This window comes from Caulobacter vibrioides, from assembly GCF_002310375.3.
In the GTDB taxonomy this organism is placed as follows: Bacteria; Pseudomonadota; Alphaproteobacteria; order Caulobacterales; family Caulobacteraceae; genus Caulobacter; species Caulobacter vibrioides_D.
In genome coordinates, this window is record NZ_CP023315.3 from 125,548 (window position 1) to 148,770 (window position 23,223).

The 23,223-nt window shown below is 67.5% G+C and carries 25 protein-coding genes and 1 pseudogene; 13 read left to right on the plus strand and 13 right to left on the minus strand.

The window, feature by feature from the left end; genetic code table 11:
- Positions 1–10 precede the first annotated feature (10 nt).
- The 3 genes from CA606_RS00570 to CA606_RS00580 form a co-directional block, all read right to left on the minus strand.
- A complete protein-coding gene (locus CA606_RS00570; RefSeq protein WP_096052877.1) occupies positions 11–691 on the minus strand; it encodes an LON peptidase substrate-binding domain-containing protein in 681 nt (226 codons plus the stop codon).
- A gap of 15 nt (positions 692–706) precedes the next feature.
- Entirely contained in the window at positions 707–1,606 is a 900-nt protein-coding gene (gene trxA, locus CA606_RS00575) for a thioredoxin (protein ID WP_096052876.1), read from the minus strand.
- Positions 1,607–1,714: 108 nt separating this feature from the next.
- Positions 1,715–2,221, minus strand: coding sequence for a prolyl-tRNA synthetase associated domain-containing protein (locus CA606_RS00580; protein WP_096052875.1), 507 nt, complete (start codon positions 2,219–2,221; stop codon positions 1,715–1,717).
- 127 nt (positions 2,222–2,348) lie between these two features.
- Between CA606_RS00580 and CA606_RS19780 the strand changes: the two are divergent.
- The 6 genes and pseudogenes from CA606_RS19780 to CA606_RS00605 all read left to right on the plus strand — a co-directional run.
- Positions 2,349–2,488 (plus strand): annotated as a pseudogene (locus CA606_RS19780) (hypothetical protein); the annotation flags it as partial.
- 196 nt (positions 2,489–2,684) lie between these two features.
- Complete coding sequence (locus CA606_RS00585) at positions 2,685–3,431, plus strand: DUF6065 family protein (RefSeq protein WP_096052874.1); 747 nt, start codon at positions 2,685–2,687, stop codon at positions 3,429–3,431.
- Positions 3,432–3,542: 111 nt separating this feature from the next.
- Positions 3,543–4,127 (plus strand): hypothetical protein, encoded by a 585-nt coding sequence (locus CA606_RS00590; protein ID WP_096052873.1) that lies wholly within the window; start codon positions 3,543–3,545, stop codon positions 4,125–4,127.
- 2 nt (positions 4,128–4,129) lie between these two features.
- Positions 4,130–4,432, plus strand: coding sequence for a winged helix-turn-helix domain-containing protein (locus tag CA606_RS00595; protein WP_096053927.1), 303 nt, complete (start codon positions 4,130–4,132; stop codon positions 4,430–4,432).
- A gap of 5 nt (positions 4,433–4,437) precedes the next feature.
- Positions 4,438–4,653: a hypothetical protein gene (locus CA606_RS00600; protein ID WP_096052872.1), complete on the plus strand. Its 216-nt coding sequence runs from the start codon at positions 4,438–4,440 to the stop codon at positions 4,651–4,653.
- A 102-nt stretch (positions 4,654–4,755) separates the two neighbouring features.
- Positions 4,756–8,085, plus strand: a complete 3,330-nt coding sequence (locus CA606_RS00605) for an amidohydrolase family protein (protein ID WP_096052871.1) — start codon at positions 4,756–4,758, stop codon at positions 8,083–8,085.
- A 138-nt stretch (positions 8,086–8,223) separates the two neighbouring features.
- Here the strand turns inward: CA606_RS00605 and glmM are convergent, their stop codons facing one another.
- Entirely contained in the window at positions 8,224–9,570 is a 1,347-nt protein-coding gene (gene glmM / locus CA606_RS00610; protein ID WP_096052869.1) for a phosphoglucosamine mutase, read from the minus strand.
- A 161-nt stretch (positions 9,571–9,731) separates the two neighbouring features.
- Between glmM and glmS the strand changes: the two genes are divergently transcribed.
- Positions 9,732–11,552: a glutamine--fructose-6-phosphate transaminase (isomerizing) gene (glmS, locus tag CA606_RS00615; RefSeq protein WP_096052868.1), complete on the plus strand. Its 1,821-nt coding sequence runs from the start codon at positions 9,732–9,734 to the stop codon at positions 11,550–11,552.
- Between the two features lie 77 nt (positions 11,553–11,629).
- Here glmS and CA606_RS00620 read toward each other — a convergent pair whose 3' ends face one another.
- Positions 11,630–12,808, minus strand: a complete 1,179-nt coding sequence (locus tag CA606_RS00620) for an SAM-dependent methyltransferase (RefSeq protein WP_096052867.1) — start codon at positions 12,806–12,808, stop codon at positions 11,630–11,632.
- Between the two features lie 64 nt (positions 12,809–12,872).
- Here CA606_RS00620 and CA606_RS00625 point away from each other — a divergent pair, with 64 nt between their 5' ends.
- On the plus strand, positions 12,873–13,334 hold the full coding sequence (locus tag CA606_RS00625) for an SAM-dependent methyltransferase (RefSeq protein WP_096052866.1): 462 nt from the start codon (positions 12,873–12,875) through the stop codon (positions 13,332–13,334).
- The gene (locus CA606_RS00630) at positions 13,331–13,849 is read left to right on the plus strand and encodes a GNAT family N-acetyltransferase (protein ID WP_096052865.1); all 519 of its coding nucleotides are present in this window, start codon (positions 13,331–13,333) and stop codon (positions 13,847–13,849) included. Before CA606_RS00625 ends, CA606_RS00630 begins: the two co-directional genes overlap by 4 nt.
- On the opposite strand, the gene CA606_RS00635 is transcribed toward CA606_RS00630, so the two are convergent.
- Positions 13,846–14,304 carry a hypothetical protein gene (locus tag CA606_RS00635; RefSeq protein ID WP_096052864.1) on the minus strand — a complete coding sequence of 153 codons (459 nt, stop codon included), beginning with the start codon at positions 14,302–14,304 and terminating at the stop codon, positions 13,846–13,848. The two genes, CA606_RS00630 and CA606_RS00635, sit on opposite strands and share 4 nt — an antisense overlap.
- 8 nt (positions 14,305–14,312) lie before the next feature.
- Positions 14,313–14,723 (minus strand): YkvA family protein, encoded by a 411-nt coding sequence (locus tag CA606_RS00640; protein WP_096052863.1) that lies wholly within the window; start codon positions 14,721–14,723, stop codon positions 14,313–14,315.
- Positions 14,724–14,795: 72 nt separating this feature from the next.
- On the opposite strand from CA606_RS00640, the gene CA606_RS00645 reads away from it, so the two are divergent.
- The gene (locus CA606_RS00645; RefSeq protein ID WP_096052862.1) at positions 14,796–15,578 is read left to right on the plus strand and encodes an SDR family NAD(P)-dependent oxidoreductase; all 783 of its coding nucleotides are present in this window, start codon (positions 14,796–14,798) and stop codon (positions 15,576–15,578) included.
- 146 nt (positions 15,579–15,724) lie between these two features.
- Here the strand turns inward: CA606_RS00645 and CA606_RS00650 are convergent, their stop codons facing one another.
- The 3 genes from CA606_RS00650 to CA606_RS00660 form a co-directional block, all read right to left on the minus strand.
- Positions 15,725–16,315, minus strand: coding sequence for a CC0125/CC1285 family lipoprotein (locus tag CA606_RS00650; RefSeq protein WP_181242719.1), 591 nt, complete (start codon positions 16,313–16,315; stop codon positions 15,725–15,727).
- A 95-nt stretch (positions 16,316–16,410) separates the two neighbouring features.
- The gene (locus tag CA606_RS00655) at positions 16,411–17,079 is read right to left on the minus strand and encodes a LysE family translocator (protein WP_096052860.1); all 669 of its coding nucleotides are present in this window, start codon (positions 17,077–17,079) and stop codon (positions 16,411–16,413) included.
- A gap of 6 nt (positions 17,080–17,085) precedes the next feature.
- Complete coding sequence (locus CA606_RS00660; protein WP_096052859.1) at positions 17,086–17,493, minus strand: MAPEG family protein; 408 nt, start codon at positions 17,491–17,493, stop codon at positions 17,086–17,088.
- 217 nt (positions 17,494–17,710) lie between these two features.
- Between CA606_RS00660 and CA606_RS00665 the strand changes: the two genes are divergently transcribed.
- Complete coding sequence (locus CA606_RS00665; protein WP_096052858.1) at positions 17,711–17,911, plus strand: KTSC domain-containing protein; 201 nt, start codon at positions 17,711–17,713, stop codon at positions 17,909–17,911.
- 234 nt (positions 17,912–18,145) lie between these two features.
- Here CA606_RS00665 and CA606_RS00670 read toward each other — a convergent pair whose 3' ends face one another.
- From CA606_RS00670 to CA606_RS00680, 3 genes are all read right to left on the minus strand, one after another.
- On the minus strand, positions 18,146–19,372 hold the full coding sequence (locus CA606_RS00670; protein ID WP_010918018.1) for an argininosuccinate synthase: 1,227 nt from the start codon (positions 19,370–19,372) through the stop codon (positions 18,146–18,148).
- 82 nt (positions 19,373–19,454) lie between these two features.
- Positions 19,455–19,817 (minus strand): hypothetical protein, encoded by a 363-nt coding sequence (locus CA606_RS00675; protein WP_096052857.1) that lies wholly within the window; start codon positions 19,815–19,817, stop codon positions 19,455–19,457.
- Between the two features lie 3 nt (positions 19,818–19,820).
- The gene (locus CA606_RS00680) at positions 19,821–21,818 is read right to left on the minus strand and encodes a potassium transporter Kup (RefSeq protein ID WP_096052856.1); all 1,998 of its coding nucleotides are present in this window, start codon (positions 21,816–21,818) and stop codon (positions 19,821–19,823) included.
- Between the two features lie 200 nt (positions 21,819–22,018).
- Here CA606_RS00680 and CA606_RS00685 point away from each other — a divergent pair, with 200 nt between their 5' ends.
- Together CA606_RS00685 and CA606_RS00690 are read left to right on the plus strand one after the other, a co-directional pair.
- Positions 22,019–22,447 carry an Rrf2 family transcriptional regulator gene (locus CA606_RS00685; RefSeq protein WP_096052855.1) on the plus strand — a complete coding sequence of 143 codons (429 nt, stop codon included), beginning with the start codon at positions 22,019–22,021 and terminating at the stop codon, positions 22,445–22,447.
- Between the two features lie 134 nt (positions 22,448–22,581).
- Positions 22,582–23,193: a flavodoxin family protein gene (locus CA606_RS00690; RefSeq protein WP_096052854.1), complete on the plus strand. Its 612-nt coding sequence runs from the start codon at positions 22,582–22,584 to the stop codon at positions 23,191–23,193.
- Positions 23,194–23,223 lie beyond the last annotated feature (30 nt).

Genomic DNA, 23,223 nt, shown 5'->3' on the forward strand with positions numbered 1-23,223 from the left:
GCCATCATCTCTATTGGATAGAGGTGGGTTCATCATCATCGCCGCCCGCCGCGTCGATCTCGAGCAGGGCGGTCAGGGTGGCCTTGCGCTCGAAAATGGTCTCGGCTTCCAGCAGGGCCTGCTTCTCCATCGGATCGAACGGCAGGGCCATGGCCAGGCTGTTGATCAAGGCGTCCGAGGGGGCGGATTCGGCGTCGCTCCAGTCGATGGCCAGGCCTCGATGGTCGAGATAGCGCCGCAGGGCGATCATCAGGCGATCGATCTCGCTGGCCGTGCGCGTGCCGGCCGCCTCCTCGCGCAGATCGGCTTCGTAAGGCGCGAAGTCGGCGCGCACCTGGCGGTAGGGCGTACGCGCCGGCAGTTCCTCACCGGCCCGGAACCGGCAGACGCCGGTCAGGGTGATCAGATAGCGGCCGTCGCTGGTCTCGGCGAAGCTGGTCACGCGACCCGCGCAGCCCACCGGCGCGAGGCTGGGGCGGTGCGGGTCGCCGCCCTTGCCGCCCGGGGTGGCGCGCGTCTGGATCATGCCGATGATCCGCTCGCCCGACATGGCGTCGTCCAGCATGTTCAGATAGCGCGGCTCGAAGATGTTCAGCGGCAGCTGACCGCCGGGCAACAGCACCACGCCGTCCAGCGGGAACACCGGGATCACCAGAGGCAGGTCGCTGATCTTGCGGTAGGCCGCCGCCATCCAGAGCTCCTGAGGCTAGCTGAAGAGGATCGAGGACAGTTTGCGCCGGCCCTGCTTGGCCACTTCGGACGTCGGTCCGGCGGCCTCGAACACGGTCAGCAGCTGCTTGCGCGCGGCGTCGTCGTTCCAGGCGCGATCGCGCGCGATGATGGTCAGAAGATGGTCGGCGGCGTCCTGCAGGCGGCCCATGCCGGCCAGGGCCTTGGCCAGCTCCAGCCGCGCCTCGTGGTCGTCGGCGTCGGCGGCCAGGCGCTGTTCGAAGGCGGCGGTCTCGGACGGCGCCTCAGCCGCCAGGGCCAGGGCGGCGCGGGCCGCGTCGAGGTCGGGGTCCTTGGCGTCGGCGGGGGCCATGGCCACGACCTCGGCCGCGCCTTCTGGGTCGCCGTTGGCCAGGTGGACGCGCGCCATGCCGCCCAGGGCCTTGGCGCTGGTCGGGTCGATCTGCAGGGCCTGGGCGAAGGCCTGGGCCGCGCCGCCCAGGTCGCCGATCTCCAGCGACTCCTTGCCCATGGCGATGATCTCGTCGAGGGCGCCGCCCTCGTCGGCCCCGGCCAGCTTTTCCACGAAGGCCTTCACCTGGCTCTCGGGCAGGGCGCCTTGGAAGGCGTCCACCGGTCGGCCGTCGACAAAGGCGTAGACGGTCGGGATCGACTGCACGCGCAGCTGGCCCGCAAAGCCGGGGTTCTTGTCGACGTCGATCTTGACCAGCTTCACCGCGCCCTTGGCGGCGGTGACGACCTTCTCGATCGTCGGGGTCAGCTGGCGGCACGGCCCGCACCAGGTGGCCCAGAAGTCGACGATGACGGGCTGGGTCTTCGAAGCCTCGATCACGTCGGCCATGAAGCTGGCGTCCGTGCCGTCCTTGATGTGGTCGCTTTTCGAAGAGGGCGCGGGCTTTTCGCCGATCAGGGACATCGGGGTTCTCGTACTCGGAATTAGGGGAACGCTTTCGCCGTCAAGATGGTCTCTGATCGGCCCGCGCGCAATGACCCGTTCGTCGTTTGGGAGGGGGCGAGGGCGACGCTAGCCGACCACCTGCATCGCGGCGAAATCGACGATCATCGGCTCAACGCCCAGGGCGGCGAGGAACTTGCGCAGGCCCGCCTGGCTGACGGCGGTGGTGGCGTCGTTCTTCAGCGGGTGGAAATTGACGGGGTCGCTATCGGCCAGGGCCTTGTCCAGCACGAAGCGGACGCGCTTTTCGGTGTCGTTGATCAGACCAAAGGCGGTGACCGAGCCGGGCGTCACGCCCAGGGTCTCCAGCATCATCTCCTGCGGCCCGAACGACAGCCGGCCCGAGCCGATCACGTGATGCAGCTTCTTCAAGTCGATGCTCGTCTCGCCGAGCGCCGAGATCAGCCACAGCTGGCCCTTGGCGTCCTTGAGGAACAGGTTCTTGGTGTGGCCACCGGGCATGGCGGCCTTGATCTCCAGCCCCTCCTCGACGCGGAAGACGGGCGGATGGTCCAGGGTCTTGTGATCGACCCCGTGGGCGTCGAAGAAGGCGAAGAGGTCAGCGCGGGTCTTCATGCTGAGCTGCTTACTGGTCTTGTCCCTCAATTCCAATTCCGACTTCCCCGTCGGATGTCATCCGAGACAAACAAGGGTTGGCGGTGGCTGATCTAAACGTCAGCTAGCGTTGCAGCCGCCAATTTCCGCTCCCGACCCTGGTCGGACGTTCGAAAATCCTCCCCCCAGAGGGGGAGGAGGCCGAAGGCCGGAGGGGGAAGTTCTGCCGAGCCGGCTTCTTCCCCCTCCGTCGGCTTCGCCGACGCCTCCCCCGCTGGGGGGAGGATTTGGTCCGCTATCCACCCCTAGCTGACGTTCGGCCCATCTGCTGTCTGGAAATTTTCGGCGTCGGCGCATTCCCCGCTACAAGGACGAACGCCGGGGAGGTCGGTGGAGATTGAGGCGCTGCTCTAGGTGCTGGACGGCGCAAGGCCGCGAGCGCTAGACCTGATCCCAGGGCAGGAAGAACAGATAAAGGACCGGCATGGAACTGGAGTGCTATCCCACCGAGAACCGTCCGCCGGAGATCGTGCCGGGACGGCCGCAGCGCGCCTGGATGGACCGCTTCGCCGAGCGCCATCCCTATCGCTGCCTGCCGCTGACCATGGCCAACACGACGGGCTGGGACATTCTCTGTCCGGTCGGCTTCACGATGACCTGGGACGGCGGGGCGCACCAGGAGTGCATCAAGTTCCAGCCCGACCATCCCTATCCGGGCTTCCATGACTTCGTGAAGTCGCACTTCACGCGCGGGGTGGTGACGTTCCACACCGGCTATCTCTTCCGCACGCCGCCGGGCTGGTCGCTGATGGCCATGGGGCCGCCCAACCACGTCAAGGACGGCGTCCAGCCGCTGGCCGGCGTGATCGAGACCGACTGGCTGCCGTTCCCCTTCACGATGAACTGGATCTTCACCCGGCCGGGCACGGTGCGGTTCGAGAAGGGCGAGACCTTCTGCTTCATCATGCTGATCCAGGACAAGCCGATGGAGGCCTTCCAGCCGGTGATCCGCTCGATGAACTCCAATCCCGAGCTGCGCCGCCAGTACGACGTCTGGGCCGAGAAGCGCACCGAGTTCAACAACCTGATCTTCAAGCGCGACCCCGAGGCCACCAAGGAGGCCTGGCAGCGCTTCTACTTCAAGGGCGAATACCCCGAGGAGATCCAGGCCGAGGCCCCCAGCCACCACGTCAACAAGCGTCGGATGAAGTCGCCGAAGGTGGGGGTCTAGGCAGGGCCCTGGGCGCGGCGCGACGGCCGCGCCCCCTGCACACAAGCACTCAGAGAGCTCTGCTTGACAGAGTAACGCTTGGGGCGTAACTCTGTACTGCAGAGCGCTCTGATGCGCCTGAACAGGGAGGGTCTCATGACGATCAGCCGAAATGACGCGGCCGCCGCACTGTCCGATATCGAGAACACGCAACGCCGGGGCATGACCCTGCGCGGCTATCGCGTCGGCGGACCGATCCTGATGATGTGGTCGCTGATCTGGGCGACCGGCTACCTGACCATGGGCCTGGCGCCGCCCGAGCTCTGGCTTCCCGTCTGGCTGGGCCTGGATGTCGTCGGCGTCGCCGGCGCCCTGCTTCTGGCGCGCGCGGGCAAGCCGGCGGGGGCCGGAGCGCCCCCGGGGATGACCTGGCGCCTGCTGGGCGGCTCGCTGGCCCTGATGATCTTCGCCCTCAGCGTCTTCTGGGTGATGAAGCCCACCGAACCCGCCGCCGCCATGGCCTTTCCGGGGTTGCTGATCGGGGTGATCTACGCCGTGGTCGGGTTCTGGGCCGCGCCGCGCTACGCGGTGATCGGGGCCTTGATGTTCGGCCTGACCCTGGTCGGCTACGTCCTGTTCCGGCCCTGGCTGCCCTTCTGGATGGCGGCGGCGAGCGGCGCGCTGTTCCTCAGCGGTGTCTGGCTGTGGAGGCGCTGAGCGTGGCGGAATCCGACGACATCATCCACCAGCCGCTGCGCCTGAAGATCATGGCCGCCCTCAGCGCCGAGAAGGGCCAGCCGCTGGACTTCCCGCGCCTGAAGACCATCACCCAGGCCACTGACGGCAATCTGGGCAGTCATCTGGCCACCCTGGAGAAGGCTGGCTACGTGGCGATCGAGAAGGACTTCGTGGGCAAGCGCCCCCGCACCCAGGTCCGGTTGACGGCGGAGGGACGCAAGGCCTTCCGCGCCCATGTCGACTATCTGAGGGCGGTGGTCGAGGCGGCGGAAGACGAGGGTTGAAACCGATGAAACCCACTTCGCCGTGGCGCCCGCTCGCGCCTTCGCTCTTCCGCAAGACGCCGCCGGAAGTACGGGCGCTGGACGAACGCCGCCGTGAGACGGCCCGAAAGATTGAGCACCGAAAAGCCGCCTTCCTGGCGACGGTGAACGGCCTTGTCCTGACCTCCGCCGCGATTGCGGCCCTGGCCATGGCGGCGGCGGCGGCTATCTGGTGGCGCTAGGCTGATCTCGGCGGATCTGCGGCCGCCCGACGGTGACACCGTCCCTCTTCCCCCCTAGGGTCACGCCCAAATCGTGCCCATCAGGTGTTCGGGGGAAATCAAATGGATCGTCGGCTGACGGCGCTGGCCGCCTTGTTGTTGATGTCGGGCTCGGCCCTGGCCCACCAGGCCTTGGCGCAAACCGCGCCCGCGAGCGCGCCGCCGACGGCGACCGCCAAGCCTGACAAGCCCGAGAAGTGGAACGTCAACGCCCCGCCCGGCGTGACGACCCGCGAGGTGCGCATCAGCGTCGACAACGGCACCTGGATGAACGTCGACGTCTCGCGCGACGGCAAGCTGATCGCCTTCGACATCCTGGGCGACATCTACACCATGCCGATCGCGGGCGGGACGCCGACCCGTATCGCCGAGGGCCTGGCCTATGATCAGCAGCCGAGGTTCTCGCCGGATGGCAAGCGGATCGCCTTCACCTCCGACCGGGGCGGCGGCGACAACATCTGGGTGATGAACCTGGATGGGAGCGACAAGCGCCAGGTGACCAAGGAGGAGTTCCGCCTCCTCAACCAGCCCAGCTGGAGTCCGGATGGCCGCTTCATCGTCGCCAAGAAGCACTTCACCACCGGACGCTCGCTGGGGACCGGCGAGGTGTGGGTCTATCACGTCTCGGGCGGCGGCGGCGTCCAGCTGGTCAAACGCGCCAGCGAGCAGCTGCAAAAGGAGTTGGGCGAGCCGATCTATGCGGCCGACGGCAAGAGCGTCTTCTACACGCGCAACGTCACGCCCGGCCCGATCTTCGAATACGCGCAAGACTCCAACACCGCCCTGTTCGACATTGAGCGCTATGACCTTGAGACCGGCGAGGTCACGACCGCCGTGTCGGGCCTGGGCGGCTCGGTGCGGCCCACGCCTTCGCCTGACGGCAAGAAGATCGCCTTCGTCCGCCGCGAGCGGACCAAGTCCAAGCTCTATGTGAAGGACCTGACCTCGGGCGAGGAGCGCAAGATCTATGACGCGCTGGATCAGGACGTCCAGGAGACCTGGGCGGTCACCGGCGTCTATCCGAACATGGCCTGGACGCCCGACGGCGCGGCCGTGGTGGTCTGGGCCGGCGGCAAGATCCGGCGGGTGAACGTGGCGGATGGCGCCTCCAGCGTGATTCCGTTCAAGATCGACGACACCCGCGTGGTGATCGACGCCGTTCATCCCGAGGTCGCGGTCGCCCCCGACCGCTTCACCACCAAGACCCCGCGCTGGGCCAGCGTGTCGCCCGACGGCAAGTCGGTGGTGTTCGAGACCCTGGGCAAGCTGTGGATCAAGTCGACGGCCGGCGGCGAGGCCCGTCGCCTGGTCAGCGGCGACGAAGACGCCTTCGAGCTCTATCCGTCGTGGTCGCGCGATGGCCGCACGGTGGTGTTCGTCAGCTGGACCGACGCAGGGCTGGGGCGCCTGCGCACGGTGGCCGCCGCCGGCGGCGCGGCCAAGGACGTGATCGCGCAGCCGGGCCACTACGGCGCGCCGCGCTTCTCGCCCGACGGCAAGACCATCGTGTTCGAACGCCGTCGCGGCGGCGGCCTGACCTCCGGACGCTGGTCGCAGGATCCGGGGATCTATCGTGTGGCCGTTACGGGCGGGACGCCGGTGCGTGTCTCGCGCGGGGGCTCCGAGCCGCAGTTCGGCGCCGGGAACGACCGGGTGTTCATGCTGATGTCGAGCGGCGACAAGCGCCAGCTGGTCAGCACCGACCTGAACGGCCAGGCCAGGCGGGTCCACGCCAGCGGCGACATGGTCAACGACTTCCAGGTCTCGCCGGACGGTCGCAACGTCGCGTTCCGTCAGAACTACGAAGCCTTCGTCATGCCGCTGATGCCCGGGACCCAGGAGGTCGCGGTCGACCAGAAGGGCGGGCCGCTGCCGGTGACGCGCGTCAGCGCCGAGGGCGCGGAGTTCATCCACTGGTCCAAGGACGGCAAGCAGGTCCACTGGAGCATGGGTCCGACCCTGTTCACCGCCGAGACGGAGGCTCTGTACGCCAGCGCCCCGGCCGCCGACGGGGCCAGCAAGGACGACGGCAAGTTCAAGCCGGTGAAGACGGGCCTGTCGCTGTCGATGGAGGTCGTCGCCGACAAGCCGACGGGCGTTGTCGTCCTGACCGGCGCGCGCGTCGTGACCATGGCCGACAAGTCCGGCGGGATCATCGACAACGGCGTGATCGTGATCAAAGGCGACCGCATCGTCGCGGTGGGTCCCAAGGCCAGCACCCCGGTTCCGGCCGACGCCAAGGTGGTCGACGTGACCGGCAAGACCATCATCCCCGGCCTTGTCGACGCCCACGCCCACGGGCCGCAGGGGGCCGATGACCTGATCCCGCAGCAGAACTGGTCGGCGATGGCCAACCTGGCGCTGGGCACGACGACGATCCACGATCCCTCGTCGCGGGCGACCCAGATCTTCGCCGCCGCCGAGCTGCAGCGCGCGGGCAAGATCCTGGCTCCGCGCACCTTCTCGACCGGCGAGATCATCTATGGAGCCAAGGCCGCCGAGGTCTATGCCGAGATCAACAGCCTGGACGACGCCCTGGCCCACGTTCGCCGGCTGAAGGCCCAGGGCGCGCACAGCGTCAAGAACTACAACCAGCCTCGCCGGGACCAGCGCCAGATGGTCGTGGTCGCGGCCCAGAAGGAAAACATGGAGGTCGTTCCGGAGGGCGGGTCGCTCTACAATATGGACGTGACCCTGATCCAGGACGGCAACGCCACCGTCGAGCACAATGTGCCGGTGGATCGCTTCTATGACGACATCGTCAGCCTGTGGTCGCAGACCAAGACCAACTACACCCCGACCCTGGTCGTGGCCTATGGCGGTCCGGCCGGCGACCCCTACTGGCGTCAGCACATGGACGTCTGGACCCACCCGCTCCTGTCCAAGCACGCGCCGCCGGCGCTGCTGGCCGCCCAGAACGCTCGCCGCCAGGCCGCGCCCGAGGAAGACTATGTCGACGGCGCCGCCGCGCGCGAGGCCAAGAAGCTGGCCGATCGCGGCGTGCAGGTGGCCATCGGCGCGCACGGCCAACAGGCGGGCCTGGGTTCACACTGGGAACTGTGGTCGTTCGCGCGCGGCGGCTGGAGCCCGGTGGAAGCCCTGGCCGCCGGCACGATCAGCGCCGCCCGCTCGCTGGGCTACGCCAAGGATGTGGGCTCGCTGGAGGTCGGCAAGCTGGCTGACCTTCTGGTGCTGGACGCCGATCCGACCGTCGACATCCGCAACAGCGACAAGCTGCACCGCGTGATGCTGGGCGGCCGGCTCTACGATCCGGCGACCCTCAACGAGACCGTGACCGGCCAGCGCATCCGCCAGCCCTATTGGTGGGAACGCTCGGGCGAAGCCTGGAGCGGCGGCCCGAGCGGCTCGGACCACACCGACGACGTGGGGTAGCTGAAACCTGTGTCATCCCGGCCGTAGCGCAGCGAAGCGCCGGGACCCAGGGGCCGCTTGCGCCGCGCTTCTTCACCCCCTGGGTCCCGGATAAGCCCTGCGGGCTTTCCGGGATGACACGCTTAGGGGCGGGCCTGCTTACGCCGCCTTCACCGCCGAGGCGATCGACTTGACGACCTTCTTCACGAGGGCCGGGTCGTCGCCTTCGGCCATGATGCGGATCAGCGGCTCGGTGCCCGAGGCGCGCACGACGATGCGGCCTGCGCCGTTCAGCTGGCTCTCGCCGTCGGCGATGGCTTCCTTGACGGCCTGGGCTTCCAGCGGCTTGCCGCCGGCGAAGCGGACGTTTTCCAGAAGCTGCGGCACCGGCTCGAACTGACGGCCCAGCGCGCTCATCGGCTTGTCGGTCTCGACCATGACGGCCAGCACCTGCAGGGCCGCGATCAGGCCATCACCCGTGGTCGAGAAGTCCGACAGGATCAGGTGGCCCGACTGCTCGCCGCCCACATTGAAGCCGCCCTCGCGCATGCGCTGCATCACATAGCGGTCGCCCACAGCGGTGCGCTCCAGCGACAGGCCCATGGTGTTCAACTGGCGCTCGAGGCCCAGGTTCGACATGACCGTGGCCACGACGCCGCCGCCCTTCAGGGTCCCGGCCTGGTGCGAGGCCGCAGCGATGATCGCCATGATCTGGTCGCCGTCGACGACCACGCCCTTCTCGTCGCAGATCACCAGACGGTCGGCGTCGCCGTCGAGCGCGATGCCGATGTCGGCGCGGTACTCGCGGACCATCTTGGCCATGGCCTCAGGATGGGTCGAGCCGCACTCCTCGTTGATGTTGGTGCCGTCGGGCGAGACGCCCAGGCTGATCACCTCCGCGCCTAGCTCGTAGAGCGCAGTGGGGGCGACGCGGTAGGCCGCGCCATTGGCGCAATCGATGACGATGCGCAGGCCCGACAGGTTCAGGTGGCGCGGGAAGGTCGCCTTGACGATCTCGACATAGCGGGCCTGGGCGTCGTCGATCCGCTTGACGCGGCCCAGTTCGCGGGGAGCGGCCAGACCCTCCTGCAGGCCCTGGTCCATCAGCGCCTCGATGCCCAGCTCCTGGGCGTCCGACAGCTTGTAGCCGTCGGGCCCGAACAGCTTGATGCCGTTGTCGGCGAAGCTGTTGTGGCTGGCGCTGATCATGATGCCGAGGTCGGCGCGCATCGAGCGGGTCATCATGGCCACGGCCGGGGTGGGCAGCGGGCCGAACAGGCGCACGTCCAGGCCCACGCTGGTCAGGCCCGCCACCAGGGCCGGCTCGATCATGTAGCCCGACAGGCGCGTGTCCTTACCGATCACCACCAGGTGGCGGCGCTCGTCCTGCGAGCGGAACAGCTTGCCGGCCGCCAGACCGACGCGCAGGGCCACCTCGGCCGTCATCGGATGCTTGTTGGCCTGGCCCCGGATGCCGTCGGTGCCGAAATAGGCGCGCTTGCTCATGGTCGTGCTGTCGTCTCTTTAGGGTCGTCGTCGGACCGCGAAACGATCCGAAATGCAGATTTATGCGATGCGGTCTTTAGCCAGTGCTAAAGGCGCCTCACGGAAATTCGCGTGTCGGTAGGCATAATCCTGTCGGCGCGTTCTACAAGGGATCATGGCCCATGTGCGGCATTATCGGCATCGTCGGAAAAGAACCCGTCGCCGACCGGCTGATCGAGAGCCTAAAGCGGCTCGAGTATCGCGGCTATGACTCCGCCGGCGTCGCGGGCGTCGTCGACGGAACGGTTCAGCGCCGTCGCGCCCAGGGCAAGATCAAGGCCCTGGAGGCCGTGCTGGCCGATGAGCCGCTGACGGCGACCACCGGCATCGGTCACACCCGCTGGGCCACGCATGGCGCGCCCAATGTCCGCAACGCCCACCCGCACACCGCCGGTCGCGTCACCCTGGTGCACAACGGCATCATCGAAAACTTCGCCGAGCTGAAGGCCGAGCTGGCCGCCGCCGGGCGGACGTTCGAGAGCGACACCGACACCGAGGTCATCGCCCAGCTGATCGACGTGGCGCTGGCCAAGGGGCTGGCGCCGCTGGACGCTTTCAAGGCCACGCTGGACCGGCTGACCGGGGCCTACGCCCTGGCGGTGCTGATCCAGGGTGAAGCGGACCTGCTGCTGGGCGCGCGTCGCGGCAGCCCGCTGGTGGTCGGCGAGGGCCAGGGCGAGATGTTCCTGGGCTCGGACGCCCTGGCCGTCGGCCCCTTCACCAACCGGGTGATTTATCTGGAGGAGGGCGACTATGTGGCCCTCGACCACGACAACCGCCGCATCTTCGACGCCTCGGGCGCGCCGGTCGAGCGGCCCGTGCGCGTGGTGCCGACCTCGTCGGTCATGCTGGAGAAGGGCAACTACCGGCACTTCATGGAAAAGGAGATCCATGATCAGCCCGAAGGCTGCCAGCGCACGATCGCGGCCTATGTCGACACCCTGACCTCGAAGGCGGCCGTGCCGGGCGATATCGACTTCGCCACGCTGGATCGGATCCAGATCGTCGCCTGCGGCACCTCCTACATTGCCGGCGTGATCGGCAAGTACCTGATCGAGCAGCTGGCCGACCTGCCGGTCGATGTCGAGATCGCCTCGGAGTTCCGCTACCGCACCCCGGCCCTGCGGCCCGGCTCGCTGGTCGTGGCCATGTCGCAGTCGGGCGAGACCGCCGACACCCTGGCGGCCCTGCGCTATTGCAAGGCCAAGGGCATGAAGAGCGCCGTGGTCGTCAACGCCCAGGAATCGACCATGGCCCGCGAGGTCGACGTGGTCTGGCCGATCCATTGCGGGCCCGAGATTGGCGTCGCCTCGACCAAGGCCTTCACCGCCCAGGTCAGTGTGATGATCGCCCTGGCCATCGCCGCGGCCAAGGCGCGCGGGACGATCGACGCGGCCGAGGAGCAGCGCCTGGTGAAGGTGCTCTTGGAGGCTCCGCGCCTGATCGCCGAGGCCATCGGCCTGGAAGACGCCATCAAGGAGATCGCCGCCGACGTCGCCAAGGCCCGCGACGTGCTCTATCTGGGTCGCGGCCCGATGTCGGCCCTGGCCCTGGAAGGCGCGCTGAAGCTGAAGGAAATCAGCTACATCCACGCCGAGGGCTATGCCGCCGGCGAGCTGAAGCACGGCCCGATCGCCCTTGTGGACGACCAGACCCCGATCGTCATCCTGGCCCCCTATGACAGCTATTTCGAGAAGTCGGCCTCGAACATGAGCGAGGTGATGGCGCGCGGCGGCCAGGTGATCTTCATCACCGACACCGAAGGCGTGAAGCACGCGCCGGCGGGGGCCAAGGTGGTCGTGACCGCGCCGGCCTCGGACCCGCTGGTCTCGACCCTGGTGATGTCGGCCCCGATCCAGCTGCTGGCCTACCACGTCGCCGTGGTGAAGGGCGCGGACGTCGATCAGCCGCGGAACCTGGCCAAGTCGGTGACGGTGGAGTGACACGGGTAGGCGCCCCCTCCCCCGCTGCACGGGGGAGGTGGCGCGCCGCGCAGGCGCGGCGTGACGGAGGGGGCGCTCTACCGGCTTCCCAGCAGGTAGTCCCGCGTCAGCGGAACCGCGTCGCGCTTTTTGGCCAGCTGGATCTGGAAGACCATGTGGCCGCCGTGTCGGAAGCCCAGCTCCGCCCCAGCCAGGTAGAACTCCCACATCCGCCGGAACCGCTCATCGAACATCTGCGGGATGTCCGGGTCGGCCATGAAGCGCTCGCGCCAGATGCGGCAGGTTTCAGCGTAGTGCAGACGCAGGATCTCGATGTCGGTGATCCAGAGGCCCGCCCGCTCGATCGCGGTGACGATTTCCGACAGGCCAGGGATATAGCCGCCGGGGAAGATGTACTTCTGGGTGAAGGCGTTGGTCGCGCCGGGGCCATGCATCTTGCCGATGGAATGGATTAGGGCCACGCCGTCCTCGTCCAGCAGCCGCGCGATGGTGTCGAAATAGGTCTGGAAGTTGGGCGCGCCGACATGCTCGAGCATGCCCACCGAGACGATGCGGTCGAACGGTTCGCTCAGATCGCGATAATCGGTCAGGCGGAAGTCGATCTGGTCGGAGAGCTCCGCCTCTTCGACCCGCGCCTTGGCCAGGGCCAGCTGCTCGGTCGACAGGGTGACCCCGGTCATCCGCGCCCCGAAGTCCTTGGCCAGCGTCATGGAGAGGCCGCCCCAGCCCGAACCGATGTCTAGCGTCTTCATGCCGGGCTGGATCAGGAGCTTGCGGCCGATCAGCGCCTTCTTGGCGGCCTGGGCTTCCTCGAGCGTCATGTCGGCGCGTTCGAAATAGGCGCAGGAGTACTGCATGTCGGCGTCGAGGAACCGTCGATAGAGGTCGTTGGACAGGTCATAGTGGTGGGCGACGTTGCGGCGCGAGGCGACGCGGTCGTTGACCTGCTGGAGCTGTCGTTTGACGGCTTTGCGCCAGCGCGTGAAAGCCAAGCTCCGCTTGGGTTTGCGCCCGCCGCTCTCGCCGACGATGGTCAGCAGATCCGAGATCGTGCCCCGCTCGAAGACGATGTCGCCCTCCATATAGCCTTCGCCGAGGCCAAGGCTGGGATTGGCGAGGCGCCGCAGGCCCCGGGCGCTGACCCGCATCACTACGGACGGGCCGGTTCCATCGCCGGCCCTGACGACGCGCCCCCCCGGCAGGTGCGCCGTAAGGTCGCCGGTCTTGATCATCTTGCTAAGCAGCGCTTCGATCATGACAGTGCCTTTGGAAAAGGTTTGTCCGCGAGAGGCGCTCGCATCTTCCGTGTAAGGACGCGCAATGTCGATCATGTTGACGCCGATCGGACAGGTGGAGGGCGGCCGGACGGTTCCGGAGGATGACGACTGGGGCGACAGCCGCGCCCGGATCGTTCTGGATCCCGCGCGTTTCGACGACGAGGCGCTGTTGGGCCTGGATACCTTCAGCCACGCCGAGGTGATCTTTGTGTTCGACAAGGTCGGCGACGATCAGATCGTCACGGGCGCCCGCCATCCGCGCGGCAACAAGGACTGGCCGCGTATCGGCATCTTCGCCCAGCGCGGCAAGAACCGGCCCAACCGGATCGGCGTCACGGTCTGCGAGATCGTCTCGGTCGCGGGCCGGGTGCTGGAGGTGCGCGGGCTGGACGCCATCGACGGCACGCCGGTGCTGGACATCAAGCCGGTGATGAGCGGCTTTGCGCCGCGCGGCGCGGTCCGCGAGCCCGACTGGGCCAAGGCGATCATGGAGCAGTACTGGTGAGCGCGGGCCTCGTCGTCTCCCGGGCCGGCGCCGACGAGGCGCCGGTCATCGCCAACCTGATGCAGTTCTATCTCCACGATTTCTCGGAGCTGTGGTTCGACCGCGCGGTCGAGGGGGAGCTGGCTCCTGACGGGCGCTACTCGGACTATCCCGGCCTGGAGGCCTACTGGCGCGATCCCGCCCGCCAGGCGTGGCTGTTCCGGATCAAGGGCCTGCCGGTGGGCTTCGCCCTCGTCGACGACGTCGCCCACTCGCACGCCCCGATCGACCGGGCGGTGGCCGAGTTCTTCGTCGTGCGCAAGCATCGCCGGCGCGGCGTGGGCCTGGCCGCCGCCCATGCGCTGTTCGGCTCGGCCTGGGGCGTCTGGGAGGCTGCGACCGTTCGTCGGAACGTCGGCGCGCTCGCCTTCTGGCGCAAGGCGGCCGAGACCTATCCGGGCGTGCGGGATGTGGTCGAGGAAGACCGCCACGACGCCCGCTGGGACGGCGCGGTGCTCACCTTCCGCGTAGGCTAGCGCTTCCGAAGTTCGGGACAGGCGTCGGGTTCGGCGGTCCAGCTGACACTGGCGACCTTCCAGGCGCCCTCGGTCTTGGCCAGGGTGAAGACATTGACCCCGCAGTGGACGGTCTTGCCCTCGCGCGTGATCTCGAACGGCCCCGTGACCGTCGCCAGGGCGCCGCGCCGCACGACGACGGGCGACCACATCCATTCCTTCAGTCCGGGCGCGACCTTCTTGCCGAAGCTGTCCTCGAAGCCGAACCGGCGGACATCGACCGTACCGTCGGGCTTCGTCGACAGAGCCATCAGCGGGATGTTGGGCAGGGCGGCGGCGCGCATGGCGACCGGGTCGGCGGCTTCGAGGCCGTCGAAGAAGGCCTGGGTCGTGGCGAGCACGGCCTTGTCCTCGGCGTCTGCGGGAACAGCCGTGATGGTCAGGGCGGCGGCGAGGCCGATCGCGATCAGAGGCATGGTCTTCCTCAGGCGTCGTCTGACAGGCGCGCAAGGAACGCCTTGGCGGCGTCCCTGTGGCGGGGTTTCAGCGTCTTGCCCAGGATCGCCACTAGGGCCGCGATCACCGCGGCGTCGTCGGTGAAGCCGATCACGGGCAGGAGGTCGGGCAGGGCGTCGGTCGGCAGGACGAAATAGGCCAGGCCCGCCAGCATCATGCCCTTGGCCGCGATCGGCGTTTCCGGGTCGCGCGCGGCCCACCAGACCGACAGCGCGTCGGCTGCGAACGGGATCTTGGCGGCCACCTTGCGGATCTTCGGCAGGAAGCCCTCGCGGACCTTCTCCTCGTTGACGCGCACGGTGGCCGGGACCAGCGCCTTGGCCGGATCCAGCACCTCGTTGACGTTTACGTCGGGGGACGGTTTGGCGTCGCCGCTCATCGGGATAAACCTCTGTTCAAACTCGATCCTAAACGCGAACGCTTCAAACGCGAACTAGCAGGGAAACGTCCAATGAAACTCGACAACACCGTCGCCGCCGTCGTCACCGGGGGCGCTTCGGGCCTCGGCGAAGCCACCGCCCGCGCGCTCGCCGCCCAAGGCGTCAAGGTCGCCCTCTTCGACATGAACGAAGAGCGCGGCCTGCAGGTCGCCAAGGAAATCGGCGGCGTGTTCTGCAAGGTCAATGTGACCAGCGACGCCGATGTCGACGCCGGCTTCGAAAAGGCCCGCGCCGCCCACGGCCAGGAGCGCATCCTGGTCAACTGCGCCGGCACCGGCAACGCGGCCAAGACCGCCAGCCGCGACAAGGCCACCGGCGAGACCAAGCACTTCCCGCTCGACGCCTTCGACCGCATCATCCAGATCAACCTCGTCGGCACGTTCCGCTGCATCGCCAAGTCGGCCAAGGGCATGCTGGATCTCGAGCCGCTGGAAGACGGCGAGCGCGGCGCGATCGTCAACACCGCCTCGGTGGCGGCGGAAGACGGCCAGATGGGCCAGGCGGCCTATTCGGCCTCGAAGGGCGGCGTCGTGGGCATGACCCTGCCGATCGCCCGCGACCTGATGAGCGAAGGCATTCGCGTCAACACCATCCTGCCGGGCATCTTCAACACCCCGCTGATGAACAATGCGCCCGAAGCGGTGAAGGCTGGCCTGGCCGCCAGCGTGCCGTTCCCCAAGCGCCTGGGTCATCCGGAAGAGTACGCCCAGCTGGCGGTCACCATGATCACCTGCGGCTACTTCAACGGCGAGGACGTGCGCCTGGACGGCGGCATCCGCATGGCGCCGCGGTAGTCTGCGCATAAAGAAATCCTCCCCCAAGCGGGGGAGGTGATCGCGCAGCGATCGGAGGGGGAAGCGATGCGGGAATCCCGCTGACACTTCCCTCTCCGTCGCTCCTTCGGATCGACACCTCTCCCCGGGGGAGAGGATTTCCCGACCTACTTCATCTCCGGCCGCACGATCGTGCTGGCCAGGTTGGTCATGATCTCGCGAGCGTCATAGGCGCGCGGATCGCCTTGCGGCTTCTGGCCCTTGTGCATCACGATCTCCGCGCCGGCCTCGAACTTCTCGACCGTGCGGATCTGGGCCCGATCGGCGAAGAAGGGGTCACCCCAGAAGGGGTCCCAGGTCCGCCAGCCATAGGCGGGGCCGTAATAGCGCCACGCCGGGCGCCAGTAGCCGTACGGATAGCCGAGGCCAAAGCCCGGCCGCGAGAACGGATCAGCCTCGACATAGGTGCGCGAGGAGCGGTCCGTGCGGTGGTCGGCGGTCTCGAACCAGTCATAGCCCTGCTGCACCGTCAGCTCGGCCGCGCGGTAGAGCAGATAGCGCTCGACGGTCTCGCGCGAGGTCAGGCTGTTGCCGGCGAACGACACGCGATAGCGGTCGCCCTCCAGCTTCTGCTCCGAGAAGCCGCCGGTGACGGCGCCGGAGGTGACGCGAGGCTGATACGGCGTCGGCGTGGCGCAGGCGGCGAGGCCGGCGGTCACGACCAGCGCGGCGGCGAGGGCGGCCTTCTTGATCGACATGACGTGCTCCTTCACGCGGAGTCCTTGGACATTGGGCTTAACTCTGGCCGCGCTTTGTGGTTTCGCCAAGGCCGCTTTGCCTCACAGGCGAAAACTTAGCCGCGCGAGACGATCAAGCCGGCGGCGGTGATCAGCAGCACCCCCACCAGGACCGCGAAGCCGCGCCGGAACCCGGGCTCGTTCATCCGGTCGGACAGCGCCGCGCCGCCGACGCCGTAGGCGGACATGCTGATCAGGTCCATGCCGATGGTGGCGCAGGCGAACATGATCAGCTGCGGGACCAGCGGCCGGTCGACGTCCAGGAACGGCGGCAGGACGGCGGTGAAGAACAGCAGGGCCTTGGGGTTGGCGATCTGCACGGCGAAGCCGTCGACAAAGGCCGACTTGCCGCCGCGCACCGTGGCGACCGCGTGGCTTTCGGCGTTTTTCCAGCCGGCCCACAGGGACTTCAGGCCCAGCCAGACCAGGTAGGCCGCGCCGGCCAGCGCCAGGATGTGAAAGGCCTGAGGAAAGGCGATGATCAGGGCGCCCAGGCCCAGGGCCGAGCCGATGAACCAGATCAGGGTGGCGGCGTTCATGCCCAACACGCCCAGGAGGGCCGCGCGCTTGCCTCGCTCCATGCCCGTGGCGATGGCGAACAGATTGGCCGGGCCCGGCGTGATGGCCATGACGAACATGGCGACCAGAAAGGCGCCGTAGCGGGCGGGATCGACGGGCAGATGGTCCATGGCGCGGATATAGGCCGCTCCGCCACGGACCACCAAGCAAAGCTAGGCGCCGACGACCGCGTAAACGTAGATCGCCCGCCCCAGGGCGCCGAACAGCAGCACCGCGGTCGCCAGCATCTGGATCATGAAGCCCAGCTCACGCTTCTTGGCGTCGGCGGCGTAGCCGAGGGCGTACAGGATCCGGCCGATGATCCAGACCACGCCGGCCGCCGCAGCGAACAGGTCGTTCCAGTAGATCGCGAACAGCCACAGCGAGGGCAGGTAGATGACCAGCCACTCGACGGTGTTGGCCTGCACGCGCAGATGACGCTCGAGCTCCGGATCGCCCGTCATGGCCGGGGCGTCGATGCCGGTGCGCCGACGCGCCCCGCCGATCCGCATGATCATCCAGACATAGACCAACAGCGAAACCAGGGTGACGATCGCCACCAGCGCATGGGATTGTTGCATCTGTTTGTTCCCTCCGGACGGCCTCCCCGGGCCGCGTAAGGGTTGACCCTAGTCGGGTTTGGCGCGCCTTGGCATCCCCTCCCGCGAGGCGTAAGGGCTTGCGCGCCAGATCGTGGTTCGGGGCGGCGGTCATCGCCCGGGCGCGGAGCCATTGGAACCTCGCCCGGCTTCGCTCGCTTTTCCCGCTGACGATCCTCATCCGCGGAGGCTTTGCGCCATGCGAGTGGACTTCACGGCGATCGCCGAGATCGACTACACCCCCGAACACGGCAAGCTGTTCGTCACGTTCCACGATGGCGACGAATACGTCTATGTCGGCGTGCCCGAGCGGATCAGCGCAGCGTTCTACAGGTCGCGCTCGAAGGGCCGGTTCTTCCAGCGGATCATTCGGGACCGGTATCCGTACAACCGGGTGTGAGGCGGACCCAGGTTTACTTCTCCCCTTGCGGGAGAAGGTGTCAGCGAAGCTGACGGATGAGGGGTTGAAAAGCGTCTCAGGATAGCCGAGCGCGACCCCTCACCCGACCGCCTTCGGCGGCCACCCTCTCCCGCAAGGGGAGAGGGGTTCTCGAACGCGCCACGACGCGCCAAAGAAAACGGCGCCGCGAGGTCTCCCTCGCGACGCCCTTTGATCGTCTGGCCCTAAAGCCGCCTAGCCGCGCTTGTCGCGCTTGGCCAGCACCCGCAGGCGCAGGGCGTTCAGCTTGATGAAGCCGCCGGCGTCGCGGTGGTCATAGGCGACCTTGCCTTCTTCGAAGGTGACCAGATCCTGGTCGTACAGCGAGTAGGGGCTTTCGCGGCCGATGACCGTGACATTGCCTTTGTACAGCTTCACGCGGACGCGGCCGGTGACCTTGTCCTGGCTGTAGTCGATGGCGGCCTGCAGCATCTCGCGCTCGGGCGAGAACCAGAAGCCGTTATAGACGAGCGACGCGTACTTCGGCATCAGCTCGTCCTTCAGGTGCATGGCGCCGCGGTCCAGCGTGATGCTCTCGATGCCGCGGTGGGCGGCCAGCAGGATGGTGCCGCCGGGGGTCTCGTAGACGCCGCGCGACTTCATGCCGACGAAGCGGTTTTCGACGAGGTCCAGACGACCCACGCCGTTGTCGCGGCCCAGTTCGTTCAGCTTGGTCAGCAGGGTGGCCGGGCTCATCGCCACGCCGTCGATGGCGACCGGATCGCCCTTTTCGAAGTCGATGGTGATGATAGTAGGCGCGTCCGGCGCGTCTTCCGGCGCGATGGTGCGCATGTGGACGAACTCGGGGGCCTCGACCGCCGGGTCCTCCAGGACCTTACCCTCGGACGAGGAGTGCAGCAGGTTGGCGTCGACGCTGAACGGCGCTTCGCCGCGCTTGTCCTTGGTGATCTGGATCTGGTGCTTCTCGGCGAAGTCCAGCAGGGCCTCGCGGGACTTGAAGTCCCACTCGCGCCAGGGGGCGATCACGGTGATGTCGGGCTCGAGGCCGTAGTAGCCGAGCTCGAAGCGGACCTGGTCGTTGCCCTTGCCGGTCGCGCCGTGGCTGACGGCGTCGGCGCCCATCTTGCGGGCGATCTCGATCTGCTTCTTGGCGATCAGCGGGCGGGCGATCGAGGTGCCCAAGAGGTACTGGCCCTCATAGACCGTGTTGGCGCGGAACATCGGGAAGACGTAGTCGCGCACGAACTCTTCGCGCACATCCTCGATGAAGATGTTCTCAGGCTTGACGCCGGCGGCCAGCGCCTTGGCGCGGGCCGGTTCGATCTCTTCGCCCTGGCCGAGATCGGCCGTGAAGGTGATGACCTCAGCGCCGTATTCGGTCTGCAGCCACTTCAGGATGATCGAGGTGTCGAGACCGCCCGAATAGGCGAGCACGACCTTCTTCACGGACTTGTCGGCCATGAGCGGGGTCCTTATCGAGGAAACACAAAGTCGCGCGCCTTCAACGGCGAAAGCCGGCGCGGGTCAAGCGTAAATAGGGCCGCTAGAGCTGGCCCTCGTCCTGCAACGTCTTGATGACGGAGCGCAGGTGGAAAAGCTGGGCCATGGCCAGGACGGCGCCGAGGGTGGCGCGCACGCAGAACACCATCACTGCCTCCAGCCCCTCCGCCCGGAAGGTCGTCCCCGACAGGGTGAAGGCGAAGATGATCGCCATCGACGCCACCGGGATCCACAGCAGGCCGGCGGCCTTGGTGAGCCGAAGCGAGGGCTGACCGTCGCGGCGCCAGACGATCGGCACGCTGGCGCCGGCCGGGATGCGCTTCCACGCGCCATGAGCGGTGGTGGCGATGATGGTCAGGGCGGCGATCGACAGGCCGTCGCCGATGATCCGCAGGGCCGTTTCCATCGCCTAGACCGTGACCTGCGCGCCCAGCTCGACCACGCGGCCGGGCGGGATCTTGAAGAAGTCCGTCGGGTTGGCGGCGTTCTTCATCAGGTAGATGAACAGGCGGTCCTGCCAGAGCGGCATGCCGCTATTGGCCGACGGTACGATCGAGCGGCGCCCCAGGAAGAAGCTGGTGGCCATGATGTCGAACTTCAGGCCCTGCTTGCGGCACACGGCCAGGGCTTTGGGGATGTTCGGGCTTTCCATGAAGCCGTAGTTGACCACGACCTTCTTGAAGTCGTCGTTGACCTTCTCGATCTTGACCCGGTCCTCCTCGGCGACGCGCGGCGTCTCGGCGGTGCGGACCGTCAGGATGACGTTGCGCTCGTGCAGCACCTTGTTGTGCTTGAGGTTGTGCATCAGGGCCACGGGCGTCATGTCCGGGTCCGACGTCAGGAAGATCGCCGTGCCCGGGGCGCGGTGCGGCGCGCGGGCGCGCAGGATGTCCATCAGGTCGGCGACGGGCAGGCTGTCGCGGCGAGTCTTGTCGGTCAGGATCTGGCTGCCGCGCACCCAGGTGGCCATGACCGTAAACAGCGCCGCGCCGATCAGCACCGGCAGCCAGCCGCCCGAGAAGAAGCGCAGGGCGTTGGCGCTGAGGAAGGTGATGTCCAGGGCCAGGAACGGCACCAGGAAGAGCAGCGCCATCGGCATGCTCCACTTCCACAGCTTGCGCATGACGATGAAGGCCATGCAGGTGGTGACGATCATTGTGCCGGTGACGGCCAGGCCATAGGCGTGGGCCAGGGCCGAGGACGTCTGGAACGTGAACATGATGGCCAGCACGCCGACCAGAAGCATGGTGTTGAGCTGCGGCACAAAGATCTGACCCGACTGGGTCTCGGACGTGCGGCGCACGTCCAGGCGCGGCAACAGACCCAGCTGGATCGCTTGCTGGGTCAGCGAGAACGCGCCGGTGATGACGGCCTGGCTGGCGATCACTGTCGCCGCGCCGGCCAGCAAGACCAGCGGCAGGCGCAGCGCCTCGGGGGCCATCTCGAAGAACCAGTTCAGCTCCGGCATCGCCTTGCCGGCGGCCTCTGCCGTTTCGAGCGTGGTCAGGGCGAAGGCGCCTTGGCCCAGGTAGTTCATGGCCAGGCACGGCAGGACGAAGAACAGCCAGGCGGCCTGGATCGGCCAACGGCCGAAGTGGCCCATGTCGGCGGTCAGGGCCTCGACGCCGGTCACGGTCAGGAACACCGCGCCCAGGACGATGAAGCCGGTCAGGCCGTGCTCGGCCAGGAACTTGACCGCATAGTACGGGTTCACCGCCATCAGGATGCCGGGGTTGCCCGCCAGGTTCATCAGGCCTAGCGAGAACATCACGCCAAACCACACGGCGCAGACTGGTCCAAAGAGCTTGCCGACCGAAGCTGTGCCCCGGCTCTGGATGAAGAACAGGCCCAGCAACATCACCGTGGCGATCAGCAGCACGACCTCATTGGTCACGCCACGCTCCAGCGCGGGAATGGTGCGAAGACCCTCGACGGCCGATAGCACCGACATGGCCGGTGTGATCACCGCGTCGCCATAGAACAGCGCCGCGCCGGCTACGCCCAGGACGAACACCAGGGTGGTGCGCCGGCCCATGGCGTGTTGCGCCAGGGCCATCAGCGACAGCACGCCGCCCTCGCCCTTGTTGTCCGCGCGCATGATGAAGACGACGTACTTGATCGTCACGATCAGGAACATCGCCCACAGGGCCAGAGACACCACGCCAAAAATTTCGGACCGGGTGACGCCGTCGTGGGACGCCGCCGCCAAGGCTTCCTTAAAGGCGTACAGCGGGCTGGTGCCGATATCGCCGAACACCACCCCCACCGAGCCCAGGGCCAGGGCGAAGAAGCCATGCCCCTTCAGGTCATGGCCGTTGCCGTTGGTCGCGGCGCCGTCTTGTTGCGGAATGTCTGAGGACGCAGGCGCGCAATCGGGCGCGGAGTCGTGGGGGGCTTCGGAAGCCATGTAATCCCTCCGGGGAGCCCTCGCAAAACGCTGCTGGCCGACCCATATCGCGATCAAGCGCGGCGCGATACACCCAAACCGCGCCCGGTTCAATCGTCACGCTGCGTTGCATCATGCGGCCCCTCCATCGGTGAAGGCTTCCGCCGCCAGCCAGTTTTGGGTTGAACGCGCAGCCGACCACCTTACGTTCTCGGGTTGAGATGTCGGACAGTCAGAAATTTCCCGTCGCGGCCCATGCCCTGGCCTATCTGGCGCACAAGGCCGCTTTTTCGGCCGACCGCGCCGTGGCCAGCGCCGAGCTCGCCGCCTCGGTGCCGACCAATCCGGTCGTGGTTCGCCGGGTGACAGCCATGCTGGGCAAGGCCGGCCTGATCGGCGCCCGCGCCGGGGCCAATGGCGGCGCCTGGCTGCTCAAGCCCGCCGAGACCATCACGCTCGACGTGGTGCTTCGGGCCGTCAACGGCTGCGCTCATCTGGGCGTGGCGCCCAAGGGCGTGAAGGGCTGCCCCGTGGGCGAGAAGATCCCCGACGCTGTCCGCGCGGCGATTCTCTCCGCCGACCAGGCCGCCGCCGAGCGGCTTTCCCAGATCACGGTCGCCGACCTCCTCAGCGGTCTCAAATCGGCTTGAGTTCGCGCCTTTAGTCCGACTGAAACCGCGCGCCGAAAAACTGCATCAAAACTTGTTGCTGATCCTCTGGCGCCATCCCGGTGCGCCATTACGTAATCGCTACCGTTTCAGTTTCTAAACGTGAGGGATTACCCATGACCACCGTCGCCATCGCCTATCACTCCGGCTACGGCCACACCGAAGTCCTGGCCCAGAAGGTCGCCGAGGGCGTCCGTGACGCCGGCCAGACCCCGGTCCTGCTGAAGATCGAAAGCGCCGCCCAGGACTTCGCGCCGCTGATCGACCAGATCACCCAGGCCGACGCCGTGATCTTCGGCGCGCCGACGTACATGGGCGACGTCTCGGGCGTGTTCAAAGTGTTCGCCGACGCCACCTCCAGCGTGTTCTTCACCAGCGCCTGGAAGGACAAGCTGGCCGCCGGCTTCACCAACTCGCACAGCTTCGCCGGCGACAAGGCCCACGCCCTGGCCAGCCTGACCATCCTGGCGGCGCAACACGGGATGAACTGGATCAATCTGGGTTTGGCGCCGCCCAACGTCACGGCCGCCGAGCGGGGTCCGGACACGATCAACCGCGTCGGCTCATTCATCGGCCTGGCCGCCCAGTCTGACAACGCCTCGCCCGAAATCACCCCGCCGGCCGGCGACCGCGAGACGGCTCGCCTGCTGGGTGAGCGCGTGGCCAAGGCGGCTGTCCGCTGGACCGCCGGCGCCTCGGTGGCCGACGCGATCGGCAAGGCGGCCTGACGCCCCTAGGGCCTGTATGGTTTAGATGAA

Coding starts and splice junctions, on each gene's coding strand:
- CA606_RS00570 (WP_096052877.1), bottom strand. CDS start 691: ATGGCGGCGGCCTACCGCAAGATCAGCGACCTGCCTCTGGTGATCCCG.
- trxA (WP_096052876.1), bottom strand. CDS start 1,606: ATGTCCCTGATCGGCGAAAAGCCCGCGCCCTCTTCGAAAAGCGACCAC.
- CA606_RS00580 (WP_096052875.1), bottom strand. CDS start 2,221: ATGAAGACCCGCGCTGACCTCTTCGCCTTCTTCGACGCCCACGGGGTC.
- CA606_RS00585 (WP_096052874.1), top strand. CDS start 2,685: ATGGAACTGGAGTGCTATCCCACCGAGAACCGTCCGCCGGAGATCGTG.
- CA606_RS00590 (WP_096052873.1), top strand. CDS start 3,543: ATGCGCCTGAACAGGGAGGGTCTCATGACGATCAGCCGAAATGACGCG.
- CA606_RS00600 (WP_096052872.1), top strand. CDS start 4,438: ATGAAACCCACTTCGCCGTGGCGCCCGCTCGCGCCTTCGCTCTTCCGC.
- CA606_RS00605 (WP_096052871.1), top strand. CDS start 4,756: ATGGATCGTCGGCTGACGGCGCTGGCCGCCTTGTTGTTGATGTCGGGC.
- glmM (WP_096052869.1), bottom strand. CDS start 9,570: ATGAGCAAGCGCGCCTATTTCGGCACCGACGGCATCCGGGGCCAGGCC.
- glmS (WP_096052868.1), top strand. CDS start 9,732: ATGTGCGGCATTATCGGCATCGTCGGAAAAGAACCCGTCGCCGACCGG.
- CA606_RS00620 (WP_096052867.1), bottom strand. CDS start 12,808: ATGATCGAAGCGCTGCTTAGCAAGATGATCAAGACCGGCGACCTTACG.
- CA606_RS00625 (WP_096052866.1), top strand. CDS start 12,873: ATGTCGATCATGTTGACGCCGATCGGACAGGTGGAGGGCGGCCGGACG.
- CA606_RS00635 (WP_096052864.1), bottom strand. CDS start 14,304: ATGCCTCTGATCGCGATCGGCCTCGCCGCCGCCCTGACCATCACGGCT.
- CA606_RS00640 (WP_096052863.1), bottom strand. CDS start 14,723: ATGAGCGGCGACGCCAAACCGTCCCCCGACGTAAACGTCAACGAGGTG.
- CA606_RS00645 (WP_096052862.1), top strand. CDS start 14,796: ATGAAACTCGACAACACCGTCGCCGCCGTCGTCACCGGGGGCGCTTCG.
- CA606_RS00650 (WP_181242719.1), bottom strand. CDS start 16,315: ATGTCGATCAAGAAGGCCGCCCTCGCCGCCGCGCTGGTCGTGACCGCC.
- CA606_RS00660 (WP_096052859.1), bottom strand. CDS start 17,493: ATGCAACAATCCCATGCGCTGGTGGCGATCGTCACCCTGGTTTCGCTG.
- CA606_RS00665 (WP_096052858.1), top strand. CDS start 17,711: ATGCGAGTGGACTTCACGGCGATCGCCGAGATCGACTACACCCCCGAA.
- CA606_RS00670 (WP_010918018.1), bottom strand. CDS start 19,372: ATGGCCGACAAGTCCGTGAAGAAGGTCGTGCTCGCCTATTCGGGCGGT.
- CA606_RS00675 (WP_096052857.1), bottom strand. CDS start 19,817: ATGGAAACGGCCCTGCGGATCATCGGCGACGGCCTGTCGATCGCCGCC.
- CA606_RS00680 (WP_096052856.1), bottom strand. CDS start 21,818: ATGGCTTCCGAAGCCCCCCACGACTCCGCGCCCGATTGCGCGCCTGCG.
- CA606_RS00685 (WP_096052855.1), top strand. CDS start 22,019: ATGTCGGACAGTCAGAAATTTCCCGTCGCGGCCCATGCCCTGGCCTAT.
- CA606_RS00690 (WP_096052854.1), top strand. CDS start 22,582: ATGACCACCGTCGCCATCGCCTATCACTCCGGCTACGGCCACACCGAA.